The organism is Mucilaginibacter litoreus (assembly GCF_042676805.1).
Lineage (GTDB): Bacteria > Bacteroidota > Bacteroidia > Sphingobacteriales > Sphingobacteriaceae > Mucilaginibacter > Mucilaginibacter litoreus.
This window is the reverse complement of the sequence record NZ_JBHTHZ010000001.1, coordinates 168252-187298: the sequence shown is the minus strand read 5'-3', so window position 1 is coordinate 187298 and position 19047 is coordinate 168252. Positions and strand designations below refer to the sequence as shown.

23 protein-coding genes and 1 tRNA gene are annotated in these 19047 nt (G+C 42.2%); 12 read left to right on the top strand and 12 right to left on the bottom strand.

What is annotated here, in order from left to right:
- Positions 1 to 12: 12 nt before the first annotated feature.
- From ACFQZX_RS00865 to kduI, 6 genes are read right to left on the bottom strand one after another with little or no spacing between them, the layout of a single operon-like run.
- Complete coding sequence (locus tag ACFQZX_RS00865) at positions 13 to 798, bottom strand: DUF4350 domain-containing protein (RefSeq protein ID WP_377110853.1); 786 nt, start codon at positions 796 to 798, stop codon at positions 13 to 15.
- Between the two features lie 15 nt (positions 799 to 813).
- Positions 814 to 2112, bottom strand: a complete 1299-nt coding sequence (locus ACFQZX_RS00860) for an MFS transporter (protein ID WP_377110852.1) — start codon at positions 2110 to 2112, stop codon at positions 814 to 816.
- Between the two features lie 6 nt (positions 2113 to 2118).
- Positions 2119 to 2784 (bottom strand): bifunctional 4-hydroxy-2-oxoglutarate aldolase/2-dehydro-3-deoxy-phosphogluconate aldolase, encoded by a 666-nt coding sequence (locus tag ACFQZX_RS00855; protein WP_377110851.1) that lies wholly within the window; start codon positions 2782 to 2784, stop codon positions 2119 to 2121.
- Positions 2774 to 3802 carry a PfkB family carbohydrate kinase gene (locus ACFQZX_RS00850; RefSeq protein ID WP_377110850.1) on the bottom strand — a complete coding sequence of 343 codons (1029 nt, stop codon included), beginning with the start codon at positions 3800 to 3802 and terminating at the stop codon, positions 2774 to 2776. Before ACFQZX_RS00850 ends, ACFQZX_RS00855 begins: the two co-directional genes overlap by 11 nt.
- Positions 3803 to 3818: 16 nt before the next feature.
- Entirely contained in the window at positions 3819 to 4634 is an 816-nt protein-coding gene (locus ACFQZX_RS00845; protein ID WP_377110849.1) for an SDR family oxidoreductase, read from the bottom strand.
- A 7-nt stretch (positions 4635 to 4641) separates the two neighbouring features.
- Positions 4642 to 5472, bottom strand: a complete 831-nt coding sequence (gene kduI / locus ACFQZX_RS00840) for a 5-dehydro-4-deoxy-D-glucuronate isomerase (protein ID WP_377110848.1) — start codon at positions 5470 to 5472, stop codon at positions 4642 to 4644.
- A gap of 247 nt (positions 5473 to 5719) precedes the next feature.
- Here kduI and ACFQZX_RS00835 point away from each other — a divergent pair, with 247 nt between their 5' ends.
- The 3 genes from ACFQZX_RS00835 (at position 5720) to uxuA (ending at position 7637) form a co-directional block, all read left to right on the top strand.
- Positions 5720 to 6016, top strand: a complete 297-nt coding sequence (locus ACFQZX_RS00835) for a hypothetical protein (RefSeq protein ID WP_377110847.1) — start codon at positions 5720 to 5722, stop codon at positions 6014 to 6016.
- Positions 6006 to 6341: a YhcH/YjgK/YiaL family protein gene (locus tag ACFQZX_RS00830; RefSeq protein WP_377111276.1), complete on the top strand. Its 336-nt coding sequence runs from the start codon at positions 6006 to 6008 to the stop codon at positions 6339 to 6341. Before ACFQZX_RS00835 ends, ACFQZX_RS00830 begins: the two co-directional genes overlap by 11 nt.
- A gap of 108 nt (positions 6342 to 6449) precedes the next feature.
- Complete coding sequence (gene uxuA, locus ACFQZX_RS00825) at positions 6450 to 7637, top strand: mannonate dehydratase (protein WP_377110846.1); 1188 nt, start codon at positions 6450 to 6452, stop codon at positions 7635 to 7637.
- A gap of 96 nt (positions 7638 to 7733) precedes the next feature.
- On the opposite strand, the gene ACFQZX_RS00820 is transcribed toward uxuA, so the two are convergent.
- From ACFQZX_RS00820 to ACFQZX_RS00810, 3 genes are all read right to left on the bottom strand, one after another.
- Positions 7734 to 8585: an oxidoreductase gene (locus ACFQZX_RS00820; RefSeq protein ID WP_377110845.1), complete on the bottom strand. Its 852-nt coding sequence runs from the start codon at positions 8583 to 8585 to the stop codon at positions 7734 to 7736.
- Between the two features lie 75 nt (positions 8586 to 8660).
- A complete protein-coding gene (locus ACFQZX_RS00815) occupies positions 8661 to 9563 on the bottom strand; it encodes a helix-turn-helix domain-containing protein (RefSeq protein ID WP_377110844.1) in 903 nt (300 codons plus the stop codon).
- A gap of 49 nt (positions 9564 to 9612) precedes the next feature.
- Complete coding sequence (locus ACFQZX_RS00810; RefSeq protein WP_377110843.1) at positions 9613 to 10596, bottom strand: D-alanine--D-alanine ligase; 984 nt, start codon at positions 10594 to 10596, stop codon at positions 9613 to 9615.
- A 202-nt stretch (positions 10597 to 10798) separates the two neighbouring features.
- Between ACFQZX_RS00810 and ACFQZX_RS00805 the strand changes: the two genes are divergently transcribed.
- The 9 genes from ACFQZX_RS00805 to ACFQZX_RS00765 all read left to right on the top strand — a co-directional run bounded on the left by ACFQZX_RS00805 (position 10799) and on the right by ACFQZX_RS00765 (position 15949).
- The gene (locus tag ACFQZX_RS00805) at positions 10799 to 11590 is read left to right on the top strand and encodes a PASTA domain-containing protein (RefSeq protein WP_377110842.1); all 792 of its coding nucleotides are present in this window, start codon (positions 10799 to 10801) and stop codon (positions 11588 to 11590) included.
- Positions 11577 to 11882 carry a rhodanese-like domain-containing protein gene (locus ACFQZX_RS00800; protein ID WP_377110841.1) on the top strand — a complete coding sequence of 102 codons (306 nt, stop codon included), beginning with the start codon at positions 11577 to 11579 and terminating at the stop codon, positions 11880 to 11882. The genes ACFQZX_RS00805 and ACFQZX_RS00800 overlap by 14 nt, the downstream gene beginning before the upstream one ends.
- Before the next feature lie 21 nt (positions 11883 to 11903).
- Positions 11904 to 12923: an endolytic transglycosylase MltG gene (gene mltG / locus ACFQZX_RS00795; protein ID WP_377110840.1), complete on the top strand. Its 1020-nt coding sequence runs from the start codon at positions 11904 to 11906 to the stop codon at positions 12921 to 12923.
- Positions 12923 to 13330, top strand: coding sequence for an acyl-CoA thioesterase (locus tag ACFQZX_RS00790; protein WP_377110839.1), 408 nt, complete (start codon positions 12923 to 12925; stop codon positions 13328 to 13330). The genes mltG and ACFQZX_RS00790 overlap by 1 nt, the downstream gene beginning before the upstream one ends.
- 11 nt (positions 13331 to 13341) lie before the next feature.
- Complete coding sequence (locus ACFQZX_RS00785; RefSeq protein ID WP_377110838.1) at positions 13342 to 14322, top strand: YihY/virulence factor BrkB family protein; 981 nt, start codon at positions 13342 to 13344, stop codon at positions 14320 to 14322.
- An 87-nt stretch (positions 14323 to 14409) separates the two neighbouring features.
- A tRNA-Ser gene (locus ACFQZX_RS00780) sits at positions 14410 to 14494 on the top strand.
- A gap of 143 nt (positions 14495 to 14637) precedes the next feature.
- Positions 14638 to 14994: an isomerase gene (locus ACFQZX_RS00775; protein WP_377110837.1), complete on the top strand. Its 357-nt coding sequence runs from the start codon at positions 14638 to 14640 to the stop codon at positions 14992 to 14994.
- A 13-nt stretch (positions 14995 to 15007) separates the two neighbouring features.
- Positions 15008 to 15355: a hypothetical protein gene (locus tag ACFQZX_RS00770; protein WP_377110836.1), complete on the top strand. Its 348-nt coding sequence runs from the start codon at positions 15008 to 15010 to the stop codon at positions 15353 to 15355.
- Positions 15356 to 15373: 18 nt separating this feature from the next.
- Positions 15374 to 15949 (top strand): Crp/Fnr family transcriptional regulator, encoded by a 576-nt coding sequence (locus ACFQZX_RS00765; protein ID WP_377110835.1) that lies wholly within the window; start codon positions 15374 to 15376, stop codon positions 15947 to 15949.
- Between the two features lie 401 nt (positions 15950 to 16350).
- Here ACFQZX_RS00765 and ACFQZX_RS00760 read toward each other — a convergent pair whose 3' ends face one another.
- From ACFQZX_RS00760 to ACFQZX_RS00750, 3 genes are read right to left on the bottom strand one after another with little or no spacing between them, the layout of a single operon-like run.
- Positions 16351 to 16878: a lipid-binding protein gene (locus ACFQZX_RS00760; protein ID WP_377110834.1), complete on the bottom strand. Its 528-nt coding sequence runs from the start codon at positions 16876 to 16878 to the stop codon at positions 16351 to 16353.
- Positions 16879 to 16888: 10 nt separating this feature from the next.
- A complete protein-coding gene (locus ACFQZX_RS00755; RefSeq protein WP_377110833.1) occupies positions 16889 to 17554 on the bottom strand; it encodes a DUF5011 domain-containing protein in 666 nt (221 codons plus the stop codon).
- Between the two features lie 22 nt (positions 17555 to 17576).
- Entirely contained in the window at positions 17577 to 19037 is a 1461-nt protein-coding gene (locus ACFQZX_RS00750) for a SusD/RagB family nutrient-binding outer membrane lipoprotein (protein ID WP_377110832.1), read from the bottom strand.
- Positions 19038 to 19047: the final 10 nt, after the last annotated feature.

Genomic DNA, 19047 nt, shown 5'->3' with positions numbered 1-19047 from the left:
TTTTTTGCGCTATTATCTTGTTTTCAGTGAGATAGCATATTTCGACAAATCGCTCATTGCCTTATCGTTTTCAAATCCGGCAGGCAAGCGGCCATTTACATATTCATTGTACAACCAGGGGTCGCCAACGGCTATAACAGTGCCTTTGCCATATTGAGCGATTGCCGCAATAACAGAGCCGTTTACTGCTCTGATTAAAGGCTTGGCGTTGCCCTGTAAACCAATGCTGCAAACATCTTTCATAAATATCTTTCTGGCGGTAGTAAATACCATGTTATCTTTTAAAGCGACAGCGCCGTCATCAAAGTGGGCGTCATCAATTACATGATTTTGCAGGTCATCGTTAAAATGCATCCCGAATTTTTCGGCGAGAATGTTGAAATGCTTAAGCTCCGTATTAGCGCTGTCATTAGCCATCAGTATCAAAACGCCGCCATTTTTTACCCATTCTGTTATCACATTTGCATCGGTAGAGCTGATATAGTTAGGATTAGGATTTTCCTTTTTTGAATCGGGGTCTGTTATGATGTAAACATCAACATTTGAAAGGTTTTGTGCGGTAGGTTTGCTTTCAATTGCTGTTAGTTTTGCGCCGAGCTTTTTAAACTCATCACTCCATAACGAAAAGCCTGTATTGGTTTCATCTTCCCAGGTATAATGGAAACGCTCTATGGCGCCGTTTTCTGCTTTACGGCTCTCGTGGTTAAAATAATAGTCGAGCGCGACAGTTTGTGCTTTTAGGGCGGTGCTCAGGCTTGAAAGTATAATGATGAATATGAAGCCGATTGTATATCGCATAAATTTAAATTTTGTTTACAAATTCACAGCTCTTTTACGCGGCACAAGCAGGTGCATAATAAACCAGGCCAATATATAGGCGCATGAGCAAACAATGAACAGTATATTATAACCGGCAGTGATATCTCCGGATGCCTTTGCTGAATCCAGTATCCAGCCGATAAAGAACGGAAAGGCTATGCCACCAACAGAACCTGCCATGCCGCCTATACCTACAACCGAGCTTATAGCGCGTTTAGGAAAAATATCAGATGCTGAGGTAAAAATGTTAGCGCTCCATGCCTGGTGGGCAGCCGCTGCAAGGGCAATGAGGGCCACAGCCTGCCATATATTTGTTGCATATCTTGCTGCAAATATGGGCATTACGCAAAGCGCGAAAATGAACATAGCGGTTTTGCGGGCTCTGAATATAGGCATACCTCTTTTAATAAACCAGGATGACAGATAACCGCCGCCAATACTGCCTATTGTAGTAGCCGTATAAATAAGGATTAGGGGCAGGGTGGGTTTTTTCAGATCGAGGTTAAAGGTGCTGGAAAAATAGGAGGGAAGCCAGAACAGGAAAAAATACCACATCGGGTCGGTTAATAATTTACCAACCACAAATGCCCATGTTTGCCTGAAGCTGAAGAGTTTTGACCATTTCACTTTTGATGCTGCAGCGTCCGTGACAGCAGGTTCGTCCTCAACATCGCTCTCTATATGTACAAGTTCCGCGTTATTAATCTTTTTATGCCTCGCAGGTATTTCATAATAAATCCACCAGAATATCAGCCATACAAAGCCTATTGCCCCGGTGATAATAAAGGCCATTTGCCAGCCGTAAACGCCAAGAATCCAGGGTACCATTATAGGGGCCACTACGGCTCCAATGTTAGCGCCTGAATTAAATATGCCGGTTGCCAGGGCACGTTCCTTTTTTGGGAACCACTCTGCAACTACTTTTATTGCGGCGGGGAAGTTACCGCTTTCACCTAAGCCCAAACCGGCCCTTACTGCTGCAAAGCCAAACGTTGTTTTTACGGCAGCATGTAGTGCTGCTGCAAGGCTCCATAAAATAAGAGAAATGGTATAACCTAATTTTGTGCCAAGGCGATCAATAAACCTGCCAAATGCCATCAATCCTACAGCGTAAGCTGCCTGAAAGGCCATTACAATATCGCTATAGTCTTTTTCGGTCCAGTTAAATTGTTTTTCGAGAGTGGGTTTTAGCAGGCCAATCACTTGCCTGTCGAGATAATTAATGGTAGTAGCAAAAAACAGCAGCACAACCACCGTCCAGCGGTAGTTGGTTTTTTTTGATTCGCTCATCATAATTGGTTATCGGTTCCTTGCTTGTTTCACCAGTTGTAAGGTAAGCAGGGTATCGGTATATAATTGGTTATAATCTTTGTTATCGAGCACGTTACGTGTTATCAGCTTGCTGCCCATCCCAACAGCTGCAACACCTGCAGTAAACCAGGATGCTATATTCTGTGCATCCATATCCACACCACCTGTCGGCATCATTTTTATCCCGAAGAATAACTCCTTTACAGCCGACACAAAACCCGGCCCCAACACATTAGCGGGGAAAAGTTTCACAAAAGAAGCTCCGTATTCTGTTGCCTGGTGTATCTCGGTAGGGGTCATGCAGCCGGGTATCCACATCAGTCCATTTTCAGCAGCTGCCTGTGCAACCTGTGGGTTTACAATCGGCGAAATAATAAAATCGGCCCCGGCTGCTACATAGTCGTTAGCCTGCTGTAAAGTTTTTATGGTGCCGATACCTAATAGGAGGTCGGTTAATTCTGTTTGCTGTAATTGCTTAAGCGCTTTAAAATTTTCAAGCGCCGCCTCGCCGCGATTAGTGTATTCTATAACCCTTATGCCCGCACGATACAGCGCCCGTACCACATCCAGGCTTACCTGCGTATCCGCATGAAAAAAAAGCGGTAACATACCCTGGCTGATGATGCTGTCGGTTATATGCTGTTTAGTTTTCATAGCGGATGGCATTTAAAATATCGTCTACAGTGCTTTTTGTGGCATCGCCCTCAATAAATAATTTTTCAAAAGCGGCGGCGGTAGCAAAATCAAGTGTTTCTGTAACAGAAAGCTGATGATAAAAGCCGTAAATCAGGCCGCCCATAAAGCAATCACCACTTCCTACCTTATCAATTACATGATCAGCCCTATACTCTGCCGATGAATGGAACTGATCATCGGTGAAAATTGAAGTGTAGTATTTTATACCCTCATCCTCGTCAAACCTAAAGGTATTGGCCACAGCCTTGCATTTAGGAAATTTCTTAAGGATCTCTTCCGACGATCGTAAAGCCTCTTTAAGATAAATGCTTTTTTGTCCGGATTCATGTATGTCGCCTAAAACAGGGATATCCAGCAGCTTTTCAGCGGCCCAGACGTTACCCATTATTAAATCGCAATATTGGGCAAGCCCGGGCATTATCTGTTTAGGCTCTTTGCCATACTGCCATAATTTAGCCCGGTAATTTAAATCTACTGATATGAATATACCCCGTTCAGAAGCAGCTTTTAATGCTTCTTCACATAACCCGGCTGCCTCGTTGCTTAAAGCCGGGCAAATGGCGCTAAAATGAAACCAGCTTACATTATGCAGCACACTGTCCCAATCTACAATTCCGAATTTAAGTTGGGCAAAGGCCGATCCTGCACGGTCGTAAATAACCGCGTCATGCTTCATGTCACGGCCTTTGGTTAGATAAAAGGTACCTAAACGGCCATCACTTTTAACAATGGCCGAAGTATCGAGATTTCTTTTATCAAGATACGCTATTATTTGTTCTGATATACCATTATCAGGCAGGGCGGTAAAATATTTGGTTGGTATACCCCACAAGGCAAGGGCAGTAGCAACATTGAGTTCGGCGCCACCAACATGAAAGGGCATTACATTCCTGCCGAGCCATGTGCCACCTGCATCAGGGCAAAACCTAAGCAGCAACTCGCCAAATGTTAAAACTTTACCTGTATTGATTGCCATTGTTACACTAACTTACTTAAACACCGCTGAATATCGAAAAACCGCCATCAACGCATATCATTGATCCTGTTACAAATGCTGACGCATCGCTTAGCAGCCAAACCAGGGCACCTATCAGTTCATCGGGGTGGCCAAAGCGTTTAAAGGGAGTTTTACGGATAACCGATTCGCCGCGTTGGGTATAGCCGCCGTCAGGCGTAGTAAGCAAATTTCGGTTTTGCTCGGTCAGGAAAAATCCTGGAGCCAATGCATTCATGCGTATAGCGTCACCATAACGGTTTGCCAGTTCAACTGCAAACCACTCGTTATAACAGTCAACCGCGGCTTTGCCTATGTTATAGCCCAAAACTTTGGTAACAGCCTGTTTTGAGTTCATGGAGGATATATTAACGATACTGCCTTTACCGGTTTTAGCAATGGCTTCTCCAAATACCTGTGTAGGCAGAATGGTACCCCAAAGGTTTATATCCAGAACCTTTTTCATGCCCTCCAAATTCATTTTAAAAATATCGTCTTCGGGTTGTAAAACACCTTCTGGCATATTGCCGCCAGCACCGTTAACTAAGCCGTCGATACGGCCAAAGCGGTCTAAGGTTTTGGCTTTTGCTTCCTGTAATGCAGTCTCATCAAGCGCATCAGCAATCAGGGCGATGGCCTGTCCGCCTTTTGCATTTATAGCCGCGGCACGGTCTTCGGCAATCTGTTTGTTGCGGCCAAGGATACCTACGGCACCACCGGCTTCAACAATTCCGTTTATAAACGAATTGCCTAAAATACCGGTGCCACCGGTAACAATTATTACTTTTCCCTCTAAGGAATATATATTGTCCATTTAATTATTATCTGATGTCTTCAATTTTAATGGCATCCATATCGGTATAATCCAGGTTTTCGCCTGCCATACCCCAGATAAAACTGTATGCAGCAGTCCCCACACCAGCATGAATACTCCACGGCGGGGATGCTACAGCGCCATAATTATCAATTAGAATATGTCTTGTTTCCTGTCCTTCGCCCATATAATGGAATACGCGCTGCCCCTGTGGTATATCAAAATAAAAATAAGCTTCCATGCGCCTATCGTGCACGTGGGGCGGCATGGTGTTCCATACGCTGCCGCCATGCAAAATGGTAAGGCCCATCACCAACTGGCAGCTCTGTATACCATCGGCATGTATGTATTTGTTAATGGTGCGGTTATTGGCAGTACTGGCATCACCCGCTTGTACCTTTGATGCTTTTTCAATGGTCATCAGCGTAGTTGGGTAGGTAATATGCGCAGGTGCGGAGAGCAAATAAAATACAGCAGGTTGGCCCGGGTCGTCGCTTGAAAAAGTTACCTCTTTAATGCCTTTACCAATGTACAGGCAATTCAGCTTTTTGATAGCATATTCCTGTCCGTCGGCCACAATTTTACCATTTCCTGCTACATTGATGATACCAATTTCACGACGTTTCAAAAAATATTCTGCACGCAGGTTGGGATAGGTCTCCAGTTTAAGGGTCTGGTTAACCGGGCTGGCTGCGCCTATGATCATCCTGTCGTAATGTGTATATACACAGTTCAGTTTATCGGGCTGCACCAGATCTTCTATCAGGAAGCGCTCGCGTATTTTTTCGGTTTGGTATGTCCTGAAATCCTCAGGATGGACACTGTGTATTACTCTCAAAGCTTAGTAAAATATGGTTTATTGTAAAGGTAGGGCAATTTTAATACAATGCATTTTTATTCAAAAGAAATATGGTGCAATTTTTACGCAAGTGTTGTCTTGATCTTTTTTGACACTTACTAAAATTTATCGTGGAAATAGTTAGTTAAAATTTGAATAATATATCGCATTACATCGTATAATTGATAATTGATCGGTATGTAATGATTAATATAGACGGTTTGCCGTTTACCAAAAATTAACTATAATGACAACTAAGTATTTAATCCGGTTGTTTGCCATATGTTTTATCCTGCAAGGCATTACGCCAGTTATCTATGCACAGGTAAAAGATAATGTCACTCAAGAAATGGCCACCGAATGGGCTAAAGCAAAAAGTTGGAGTGGAGGCACCGATCTGAAGCTGCACCAATCAACTAATACAATTGAGTTTTACAGGCAATACCACGCCAACAGAACTGTATGGGATAAGGTTTTCCAATTTATTAAAGAGCAGGATCTGAATACCCTTGCGCCGGGCAAATATCCTATAGATAGATGGTGAAAATGCCTATGCAAACATTACCCGGTCGCCCTCTAAAGAACTGGATAATGCCAATTGGGAGTCGCATAAAAATTATATTGATTTGCAGTATGTAATTAACGGCAAAGAACAGATTGGCGTTGCAGATATAGCTACGGCAACTGTAACCAAACCGTATGATGCGGCAAAAGATGTAGCTAACTATAGAGCAGAAGGTAAATACTATACCGCGGAACCGGGTATCTTTTTTCTGTTCTTTCCTCAGGATGCACATCGCCCCAATATCAAAGTGGCTGGATATGATGTGGTGAAAAAAATGGTGATTAAAATAAAGACCGCAAGATAAGCATATGTAGGCGTTGTGTAAAACCAATACTGGTATCGTCTGGATTTTATAAACAAAGATTGACAATTATACACTATAACGCTTAATTTATCATAAAAAATCAAATGCATGAGTTTGGAGCAAACATGGCGATGGTTCGGGCCTAAAGATCCGGTATCTTTGAGTGATATTAAACAGGCGGGCGCTACGGGTGTTGTAACCGCCTTACATCATATACCCAACGGCGAGATCTGGCCGGTCGATGATATTATCGAACGGAAAAGAATTATCGAGGATGCAGGGCTAACCTGGTCTGTGGTGGAGAGTGTGCCGGTACATGAGGATATCAAGAAACAGACCGGTAATTATGAGCTATACATAGAAAATTACAAACAATCGTTGCTTAATCTTGGGAAATGCGGTGTTAATATTGTTTGTTATAATTTTATGCCGGTGCTCGACTGGACACGGACCGATCTTAATTACCCTATGCCCGATGGCTCAACCGCACTGCGTTTTGACATGGGCGCTTTTGCCGCTTTTGATATTCATATTCTTAAACGTCCTAATGCTGAAGCCAGTTATCCAGACAATATAAGCCGGGCCGCAAAAGCGTATTATGAAAGCTTAAGCGATGAGGCGAAACAACAGCTTACACTGAACATTATTGCCGGTTTACCAGGCGCCGAAGAGGGTTATAGCCTCAATGAGTTTTTACAAGTGCTTGCATCATATCATGATATTGATGCAAAAGCCCTTAAAAATAACCTGGCTTATTTTCTGCAGCAGGTTATCCCGGCAGCAGAGCAGGCAGGCGTACTGATGTGCATTCATCCGGATGACCCGCCTTACCCTATACTGGGTTTGCCCCGGGTGGTTAGTAATGAGCAGGATATAATTGATATTTATGACGCTGTTGACAGCCCCAATAATGGCCTTACCTTTTGTACCGGATCATTCGGCGTTATTAAAAGTAATGATTTGCCCGGCATGGTTAAACGGCTCGGCGACCGGATACATTTCATTCATCTGCGCAGTACCAAGCGGGATGAACTTGGAAACTTCCATGAAGCCGACCATCTGGCGGGCGACGTAGATATGTACGCTGTTATGAAAGCATTGCTGGAAGAAAAAAGGCAACGTATTGCCGAAGGCAGAACAGATATAAGTATGCCTTTCCGGCCAGATCATGGCCATAAAATGCTGGATGACTTGTATAAGAAAACCAACCCCGGCTATTCGGCCATAGGCCGGTTACGAGGCTTAGCCGAACTGCGCGGACTGGAGTTAGGTATAAGAAGAGCTTTTGATTATTAAAACGGAAGGCCTTACATTTTAATGCTGTGCTGATTGGGTTAAGATGCATAGCAGTGTAAAAAGCCAGACAGGTTACATGTCCGGCTTTTGATTTTATCAGGCGCCGTAAGCCATTGCCTTGCTGATTGCTTCGTTCAGTTTGAATTCTTTCTCCAGTTTATCCAGTTTGCTCATTGCCCGCTCATAGGCATCAGCACCAAGCAATAGGTATAAAGGCGGGTTTTCGCTGTTTGCTACATCAATTATAGCTTTGGCTGCCTTCTCAGGATCGCCAGCCTGATTTCCATTCATGTTTTGGAAACGCTGGTGTGTTTCGCGTACATTTTTGTATTCTTCCATCGGTTTTTTTGCTAATACTAATGATTCATCTGTAAGAAAGCTGGTACGGAAAGCTCCCGGTGCTACTACAGTAACTTTAACACCAAAATCGCGTACGTCATCGGCCAATACTTCTGATAATCCTATCACCGAAAATTTTGTGGCCGCATAAACCGCCCAGCCGGTAACACCTGTAATACCTGCTATAGATGAGATATTGATGATATGCCCGGATTGTTGCTTGCGTAGGTAGGGCATTACTCTGCGTATCACGTTTAACATGCCGAAAACGTTTACATCAAAGCTATCACGCACTTCACGGTCAGTTAATTCTTCAATACTACCACCTATGCCATAACCGGCATTATTTATTACTACATCAATACGGTTAAATGTTTGATGGGCCAGCATCAATGCATCTTCAACACTGCATTCATCGGTAAGATCCACTTCAAGCGGTAAAAAGTTCTGAGAAGTTGTATCAACCGCATCCTGTAAAGCTTTGATCGTTCTCGACGTGGCAGCTACATTTTCGCCTGCGGCCAGCAATTGCTTAACCAGTGCGAGCCCAAACCCCTTAGAGGCGCCTGTTATAAACCATGTTTTCTTGTTTTCCATAATCTTTGCCATCGTAATTTAATGGTACAAAATTAGGGAAGCAGCCAGGGCAAGCGGTTGCGTTTATCAAACCAATACTTACAAAATTCAAACAATTCTGAAGCTGGTGGGAGTGAGTGTGGTTTGTTTTTTGAAAAAGTTATTGAAATGAGCGGGTTCATCAAAACCTAAGCTGTAGCCAATTTCTGATACATTCCAGTTAGTATGTTTAAGCAGGGCTTTTGCTTCGCTCACCAACCTGTCGGTAATATGGTGAGTAGTTGTTTTACCCGTAGTTTGCCTTACAGCACGGTTTAAATGATTGACGTGTACTGCCAGGTGATTGGCAAAATCACTTGCCGAACGCATACTGAACCGCTGCGCAGGCGTTTCAATTGGGAACTGACGTTCAAGTAACTCTGTAAATATGGCTGTGATACGCGAGTTGGCATCTGTGTGGTGGTACAGCGTTTCGTTGGGCTGCATTTTTAAGGCATAGTGAATCAGCTCCGTCACGTAATTGCGCAGCAGATCATACTTGTAGCGGTATTCGGTTTTGATCTCGCCAACCATTTTTACAAAAATCTTTGCTATCTCATCATCCTGTTCTGCAGTAAGTGAATAAGAGGGTGTCCCGTTAATAGAAAACATAGGCAATTCATGAATACTGCCCCTGAGTGTCTCCTGAAAAAATGCCTCTCTGAAGATGCAAAAGTATCCTGTGTTACTATAATCCAGATGTTCAATGGTATAGGCTACATTCGGGTTGAAGAAGAGTAGTGTAGAACCTTTGATCTCGATGCTTTTATCGGCGTAATGAATAATGTGCCTGCCGCGGGTAAGGCTGATCTTGTAAAAATCGCGGCGGCTGTATTTAATAGGCGCGGCATCCGGTTTACGACATTCTTCCAGGTCGAATACATTGAAGTGCCCGATGTCGTTACCTAAATTATCCGGAAGCCAGTTGAATTTATTCTGATAAAAATCTTCGAGTGTTTCTGTACCTGCCATAAGGCAAAGTTACATAATTCAAACTAATTTTATGTGAAGCAGCGCCTCTCTATAATGCGCCATCTATCAGTTGTCCGTAAAATTCGCCCACGTTCATGCCGGCGGCACGTACCTGCTGAGGCACTAAACTATTAGCCGACTGCCCTGGTGTTGTGTTGATCTCTATGAAATAAAAGTCGTTGGTGCCTTCTAAAAGTATAAAGTCCAGCCGTGCCATTCCGCGGCAATTAAGGCGTAGGTAAACCTGCTTTACAATCTCTGCTATTTCGCGGTTCTTTTCTTCAGGTAAATCGGCAGGAGTAACTTCATTGGTCACGCCAGGTGTATATTTAGCGTCATAATCAAAAAAGTCTTTAGAACTGATGATCTCTGTAGCAGGTAAAACTATCAGCTTACCGTTAAGGCGTGCTATACCTATACTAAATTCGCGGCCTTTTATAAACTCTTCTATCAAGATCTGGTCGTCTTCCTTAAAAGCCTTCTCGATGGCATCGTGCAGACCGCTTACATTGTAAACCTTGCTCATGCCCACGCTGCTGCCGCCATTGTTTGGCTTTACAAAAAGCGGGAACCTTAAATTTGCTGCGATGGTAGCCGTATCATGCTCATCTTTCTGATGCAACTGGACAGATTTTGCCGTGTTTAAGCCATGTATGCCGTTAACAATGGCTTTGGTATAAGCCTTGTTCATGGTGATGGCTGAGGTTGTTGCATCACAGGTGTTGTAAGGTATACCTATCATATCCAGATAGCCCTGTAGCTTTCCATCCTCACCCGGGGTGCCGTGTACTGTGATAAAGGCAAAATCAAATTTAATCTTTTCGTTACCCAGTGGCAGGCTAAAATCGTTTTTATCAATTTCTACCGCGTTGCCGTTATCTTCATAAACCCAAGAGTCGCGGTTAATAAGTATGGTGTAAACTTTATATTTTGAAGCATCCAGGTTATTCGCAATGTTTTTTGCACTGTTTATGGATACTTCATATTCACCGGTATAACCGCCGGCCAGGAGCGCTACTGTAATGGGTTTCATGATAGCCAAAGATAGGTGATTAGGTTGAGGTGGAAAAGGTGGACAAATGGAAAAAAATCATTGGCATATATGATTGGTGGTAGGGCTAAATAAGGATTGTATACGTTTATAGAAATTGTGCTCCGTATCTAAATTAGTAACAAAGGCTATATTTGCGCCCGCAATTCACTATGTTTGAAAGGTAAATTTCTTATTAACCGACATGAGCAATTTTTTGGCTTATTTAAAAACAAGACATTTCAGAAACACGGTTCTATTAATAATAGCTACTACTATCAGCATTGTGCTGATCGCTTTTTTTAGTCTTAGCTATTATACACGCCACGGCAAAGGTATACCTGTGCCGCGTTTAAAGGGCCTTAATGTTGATAAAGCCATGGAGCTATTAAAGGAACAAGGCTTTAGCTATAAAATCGACTCTGTGTTTATTGCCGACCAAGCCCCGGGTACCATTGTAGAGCAGGACCCGGACGCCGGTACAAATGTAAAGGAGAACCGTACCATATATCTTACAATGGTGACCCAGCAGGCGCCGGATGTTGCCCTGCCCGATGTAATTACGGAACAAAACATTTACCGGGAGGCGGTGGCTACTTTATCTAATTATGGTCTAAAAATAGGTGATACTACTTATGTATCTGATATTGCCCGCGACAGGGTACTGGAAGTACGGTTTGGCGGGCAGGTAATTAAGCCCGGCGCAAAATTACCAAAAGGTTCAAAAGTGGATTTGGTATTGGGTAATGGCGAGGGTGCAAGCGAGGTAGAGATCCCCGAATTGGTAAACCTGGATCTGGATGCTGCTAAATTTGCTATCCGCGGAGCTAAACTAACGGTAGGAACAATTACATATGAAGGTACCATTACCGATTCTACAAATGTTGTAGTCGTATCTCAATCGCCAATGAAAAGCGATTCGCTGAGTACAACCAGTATTGGCACTCGTATTAATTTAACAGTTTCACAGGGTAAGGCATCAGATGTGCAGTATTAACGCTTCTGAATTATATCAGCGGCTTCAACGTGACGAACGGTTAGATATTCTGGATGTACGCGAAGCCATCGAATATCACACGTATAATATAGGTGGGCTGAATATCCCGGTAAACAGATTACAACAGAACATTGACGATATAGCTTATAACAAAACAGATGAGATAATCGTTATTTGCAGTGCAGGTATCAGAAGCAAAACAGCTCAGGCGATATTACTTGAAAATGGTTTTAAGAATGTACTTAACCTTAAAGGCGGTTTGATAGCTCTGCAAAAACAAGGTTTAATTTAAAAGACATCCTCCTATAGATATATGAAGAAATTTTTGATAGCGCTGGTAGTTATTATCGTACTATCACTTATAGGTACAGGCGTATTTTATTATCTGCGCTTTTTTGGCCCTAACGTTACTGATAAGCAGCAATACCTGTATATTAAAACGGGGTCAAACATTGATGATGTATATAGAATCATCACCTCACAGGGTATTGTAAAGGATACTACCTCATTTTTACATGCAGCACAAAGCATGAAGTACCGCAATGTCAAGCCGGGCAAATACCGCCTTACATCTGGCATGAGCAACCGCAACTTTATTAACATGTTGAAGGCCGGTAACCAGGAGCCGGTTAATTTCTCGTTTCATAATATCCGGCTCAAAGAGCAGTTTGCGGGGTTTGTAGCCAAAAAACTGGAACCCGATTCGGTATCGATGCTGCGCCTGCTTGATTCGGCTAAGTTTGCAGAGCAATACGGTTTGACTACAGATAATATTTATACCGTGTTCATCCCCAATACTTACCAATTGTATTGGAACACCTCGCCCGAAAAACTTTTTAAACGAATGTATGCCAATTATGAAAAATTTTGGTCGCCCGGGCGAAAAGAAAAAGCAAAAGCTTTAAATCTGTCACCTCAGGAGGTTTCTATCCTGGCATCTATTGTTGATGCAGAGGCTTTGCACGACGATGAAATGCCTTCTATAGCGGGCCTATACTTAAACAGGTTAAAAAGGGGGATGAAATTGCAGGCCGACCCAACGGTTATATTTGCAGTAAAAGATTTTACCATAAAACGTGTGCTTAACCGTTACCTGGTCACTAATTCGCCATACAATACCTACTTATACACTGGCTTGCCGCCCGGCCCTATAATGATGCCATCAGTAGCTGCCATCGATGCGGTTTTGAACTCCAAACAAAGCGATTACCTTTATATGTGCGCTAAGGAAGATTTTAGCGGTTATCATAACTTTGCCAATAACGAGGCAGAGCATAAAATAAACGCCCGCAAGTTTCAGCAAGCGCTTAATGAAAGGAATATAAAACGCTGATGTTTCAGAACGCGACAAAACTAAGGGTGCGGTACGGCGAAACCGACCAGATGGGTTATATGTACTATGGCAATTATGCCGAGTTTTTTGAAGTAGGCCGTGTAGAGATGCTGCGTAGCCTGGGGCTTACTTACAGCGGGATGGAAGCGCAGGGCGTAATGATGCCCGTGCTGGAAATGAAATGTAAGTACCTGAAGCCCGCACGGTATGACGAGGAGATTACTATCAATGTAATGATGGATAAAATGCCGGGCGTGAAAATTCACTTCAGATATGAGTTATTTAACGAGCGGCAGGAACTGATACACATTGGCGAAACACTGCTGGCCTTTGTGAACATGAAAACCAATCGCCCGTGCCTGCCCCCGCAGGATTTTATTGAAAAACTGAAGCCTTTTTTTGAGTAATTTTATCCATAATGAAATGGATACACCGTTTTTTGCTTCATTTTAGGTTTTACCAGTATATAACCGACTGGGCCAAAACGGTGTATATTCCCGGTTTCAGGCCGCTTCCACTTTATACGGTTATTGTATTTTTTATTGAGGAGATACAAAAATCTTCGTTAACCAACCGTGCGGCTGCACTGGCATATAACTTTATGCTGGCGCTATTCCCGGCAATAATTTTTTTATTTACGCTTATAGCCTATATACCGGTAAAAGATTTTCAAGACTACTTATTAAGCCTGATAGCTTTGATACTGCCGCATAACGCGTTTGAGGCTTTTGAAACAACCTTAGTAGACATTATTAAAATACAGCACGGCCAGTTACTATCCATTGGCGTCATATCCGCGTTGTATTTTGCTACAAACGGCGTAAGTAACCTGATGCAGGCCTTCAATAAATCATCGCTGATACTGGAAACGCGTACATGGTTTAAAAGGCGCCTGGTAGCGCTTGTTTTAACTATAGTAATAAGCTTGGCATTACTAATAGCTATTGTAATAATGATAGCAGGGCAGGGGGTAATACATTATATACAACATAAACTACATAGCGATGCTTATTTTTGGTTTTTCCTGATAGCGCTATCCCGCTGGCTGATCATACTGATTATTTTTTTTGTAAGCATTGCTATTTTATACCGTTATGGGCCGGCTAATAAGCAAAAGTGGAAGTTTGTGAACCCTGGCTCTATACTGGCTACATCCCTGGCTATTATTACTTCTATAGGATTTACTTATTACACTAATAACTTTTCATCCTATAACAACGTATATGGCGCCATAGGTACACTGATAGTTGTGATGATCTGGCTTTACCTAAACTCTCTGATTTTGCTGATTGGGTTTGAATTAAACGCCAGTGTTGACCTTTCAAAGCGTACGATTAGAATAGAAAAACCCCGATTTAATACCTTTCGCACCAGAAAATCCAACATTGGTGATAAATAATATTTTGAATATCAATTGCTTATAATTTATTAAAAAAAAGTTAACATCGAATTTGCCAATTCGCCCCGGATTTGTACTTTTGTCCCCGGAGAGATGGCAGAGTGGTCGATTGCGGCGGTCTTGAAAACCGTTGACTGTTAAAGGTCCGGGGGTTCGAATCCCTCTCTCTCCGCTGGTATTGTCTTAAAACTTCAAAGGGTTGCTCCACTTCGAGCAGCCCTTTTTATTTAGCCTGTGCCTGTCTGGCTTAATCCCTATTTTAAAATCTTCAACCAGTTGAATTTTTTTACGTCCCCTGGCTTTGATCTTTGCTTTATGGAAAACATAAAGAATATAGAAGAAACCATTCTTACTTACACAAGTGCCTGGAACGAAACAGAGCCTGAAGTCATCGAAGAGCGCATCGGCCGTTGCTGGGCGCCGGAAGCTACCTACACAGACCGACTGACCGATACTATTACCGGACAAGCCGCCATTACTAATCTGATCATCAGCTCGTATAAGCAGATGGGCTCACGAACATTTAAGGTACTTGGCGAACCGGATACGCATCATAACAGCGGTTGTTTCCGTTGGTTAGCTATCCGGCCGGAAGGTTACCCGGTGATAGGTATGGACTACTTTGAGTTTGACAGCGATTACCGCATTACACGCATTGTTGGCTTTTTTTAAAATTTAAAACGTTATGAAATTACCTGAATTTGAAGAAGTACAGGGACCTGTACTAATGTTAAACATGCTTAAATTTAAAGACCGTGAACACTACTTTAAAACGTATCTTCCTGCCTTTCGTAAGGTCACTGAGGAATTAGGAATTAATGGTGTAAAACTAAGATTGGCATGTAACGTGGAAGCCAACATAATTGCCCCGGAAAATGAAGCATGGGAGGTGATATTACTGGTAGAGTATCCCAGCGCAAAAGCATTTAAGACTATTGCAGAAAGTGATGTCTATCAGGATATAGCCAATTCACATCGCCTCGCAGCAACTGCTGAGCTGAATTTATATATGACCACGCCATTTGAGCTATAAATGCTTTATCTTGCTCTTATGCACAAATTAATCCTGTCTAACTTTGCCATGCATATAGCACTTTCTTCTATTGAACAGGAGAAAGTGCTTGCTTTGTTGCAGCATAAATTAGTAGCTAAACGCACATTTCTATTGCAATCCGGAGAGATTGACCGGCATATTTATTTTGTAAACCGGGGCTGCCTGCGCATGTTTTATACAGACAAGGAAGGCATAGAGCACAACATCTGCTTTTATCCGGAAAACTGGTGGGCCTGTGATATCGTTAGTTTCTTTAAAGAAAAACCCGCAGTTAACACCATACAAGCACTGGAGGACAGTGAAGTATACTACATGTCTTTATCCAGGCTGGAAAAGCTATTTGTAGACATACCAAAATTTGAACGGTTTTTTCGTATCCTCACGCAAAACGGCTTTGATCTGTATCAAAAACGCATCACATCCAATTTATCTAAAACTGCCGAGGAACGTTATCTTGAGTTCCGGAAACTTTATCCAAAGTTGGAAAGCCGCATTGCACAAAAACATATTGCTACCTACTTAGGCATCACGCCGGCCTTTTTGAGTATGATGCGAAAAGAAAAGCATTTATAAATTACATTTAATGCTTTATAATTTTAAACTACGCTTAGCACGCTCTTTTATTTATACCAATAAAGATGGCTTACTTTCATTAGCCCTTAAAATCCTTTAAAACAAGCATCGATTCCAACGATCAACCCTTCATTAAGGTTTCGTTTTCCTTTTAAATTTCAATAGTTTGCTAAACATTGTATTAAGCTGTTAAATGGTAAAAGGTCATTCACCTTGCGTAAATGACCTTTTAATTAACTAACTAACTTAACTGATCTTATCATCGACAAACGATTTAAAATCAAGCGAAACTAATGCAAATAATAAAGTAAGGATATGCCATAGTCACCAAAGTGACTTCAATAAAAAATCCGGTTAACTTAAGTCAAACCGGATTTTTATAGAATCAAATGCTTTTAAAATCAATAGTGATCGTCTGCATCAAAGCGGGTACGCGCGTAACCTGCCACTTTATGAATAGTGCCGGGAACCGGATCATCATTGAATTGTATCTCAAAATAAATCGAGTCTGTTTTCAATTTAGTACCCGGTGCCGTAGCTGCTTTAGATAATATTTTCCCATTTTTAATGGTGAATTTACTATCATATTCCTGGTTCGCAATATCAGTTCCTGAAAATGTGCGGTTATTGGCATCGGCTGCAATTTTGCCTTTAATCTGCCAGAATGGTACACCAGTTGCAGATTCATAACCATCGTCTATCCAGACACTATCAGCTCTGTTTGATGATGTATTATAAAGAGATATCGTGTAGTACGAATCATCGAAAGTACCGGTTGGATCGGCACCGTTATCTATTTTTATCCAGTACTCTCCGGATAGATTTTGAACAGCAGTTCCACCAATTTTTTCATCTTTTTGGCAAGAACTAAAGGAAGCTGCCCCCATTGTAGCTAACAGCATGCCTACAATTATATTTCTTTTTTTCATTTCAATTCAATTATTGTTTATTAAATGTTCTGACAGCGGCTCCGTAACCTGCATTTACAATTACCATACTATATTTTGTAAGTGTTCCATTAGGGCCAGGTGTGCTTGATTCATCTGATGAACTGGTAAGGCTGCCATCGCTCGCATTTTGTTGTGGGATATAAACTTCGTTACCTGTTTGGTTGAAGACAATGACAGTAAGGTCAGTGCCTGGTGCTCCACCCGGATTAAATACGGAGTACACGCCTGGAGCAATTTTAGTCCACTCTGCTACAGAACCATTGGTAGTACGCGCATAGTTGCCCGAAAAATCATTGTTCTTGGCAGATGCATCTGTTGAGTAAACCACTACGCGCCTTGTTGCCGTGGCCGAATAACCATCGCTATTGGTTGCACTGTAAGTTATAGTGTAAACACCCGCGGCATTAACATTAACCGGCGACTTTGTAGCCACGTCCACATTGTCGTTGCCAACTTTAGCTGTAGCTCCCGGGTCGGTATAAGCTGTTCCTTTGGGTACAACTATATAATCATCACCTGTGACGGTTATTATTGGATATACAGTAATCTTGGATGAGCCTACGTACCCTTCCTTGTAGTCAAAAGAATCTTTACCGCAGGATCCAAATATTACTGCTGCAAAAATAATGACAATATAAGTTAAATATCTTTTCATAAATCTTAAGTGTTAATAATAATTACTGTTTGCCCCACCACACTGGTGTAGTGATTGGTACTTCTGGAGGCGTGTTTGAATTACGTGTTCTTTCAGAATCCGGGTAAACAAGACGTTTAGGAAACTTACCACCAGTTACGCCATTTTTTGAATAAACCCATGTTCCGGGAACATATTTAATGTCAAGTGAATAGACTTTGCTTATTTCCGGATAACCGGTGCGCTCCTGATCAAAGAACCCTTCAATAGTATGTGAATTTGGATATGACGCCCATTTTTGATAAATAATAGCACGAATATTATCTTCCAGCGTACCGTTAGGATATTGATATGCTTCGCCGGTAGGTGGCGTTAATTCATACTGGTCAAAAGCTGCCTGTACACCTGCCTCAAATAGCGATGAAGCGCTTCCTACATTATACCTTGCTGCTGCTTCTGCCTGAAGGAAGTAAGATTCAGCTGTTGTAAGGAAATAAACAGGGTCAGTTGGGCCAAAGTTAGGTGCGGTAGCAGTATAATAACCTGGTTGAGCAGATTGTGGTGCGTTATAATATCCCTGATCAATTGCTGTTGGTGTTTCGGTACCAAAATACTCAACTATACGTGGATCATTGTTTTCTGTTAACCAGGTTGTAAAAGTTTTACTTGCTCTTAAGTCGAGTCCGCCCAGATTGAATACAGTATAAGCGTAAACTGGGTTACGCTGATCGGTAGCATCTGTAAAAACATTTACCCGTGCATCAGTATCTAAAAAGTCTGCCTGGGCTGCGTAAAGGGCACGAACGCCGGCTTCTGCTTCAGCAGGATGAGCGTTTATCATGCGTAAATACATTTTTAATTTAAGGGTATTTGCAAATTTGCGCCAGTTGTCCATATCTCCGCTAAACAGAAAGTCGGCCTTTGCGTCTGCATCTACTAACGCTACGTTATAATTAGTAGCTAAAGCTGCATCAATTTCAGCTAATAAACCTTTATAGATCGTATAACCATCATCAAATTTTGGTTGCAGATTAGCTGCACCCTGGAATGCCTCAGTATAAGGCACCTTATCATATAAATCTACCAGGATCTCATAAGTGTAGGCTTTCATTACAGTTGCCATTAAGTAAAATGGAAACTGGCCGGCTTCTTTGGCTTTAGTTATTGCTAATTGATAATCTGCCAACGCACCTGAAAACAGGCCGTTGTATGTGCCGTTAAAATCCTGCCTTTGCAGGTTGTAAGAGTCTATTGTTTTAAACTGGTTGGCAGCGGGCGACTGTGTCCAGTACTGTGACCAAATGCCTCCTATTATATCAAGCTCGCCCCCAACATTACCTGCTGTTGATAAGACAGCCGAAGGGAAAAGCACCTGTGCGGTAGCTTTGTCAATTGCAGGGTTATTAGGATTAACATTTATATCATTTATCTTACTGCAGCCAAATGAAAGCGTAGCAGCAGTAACAGTGACTAATGTTTTTAATTTTATATTGTTGATCTTCATGATTCGATAG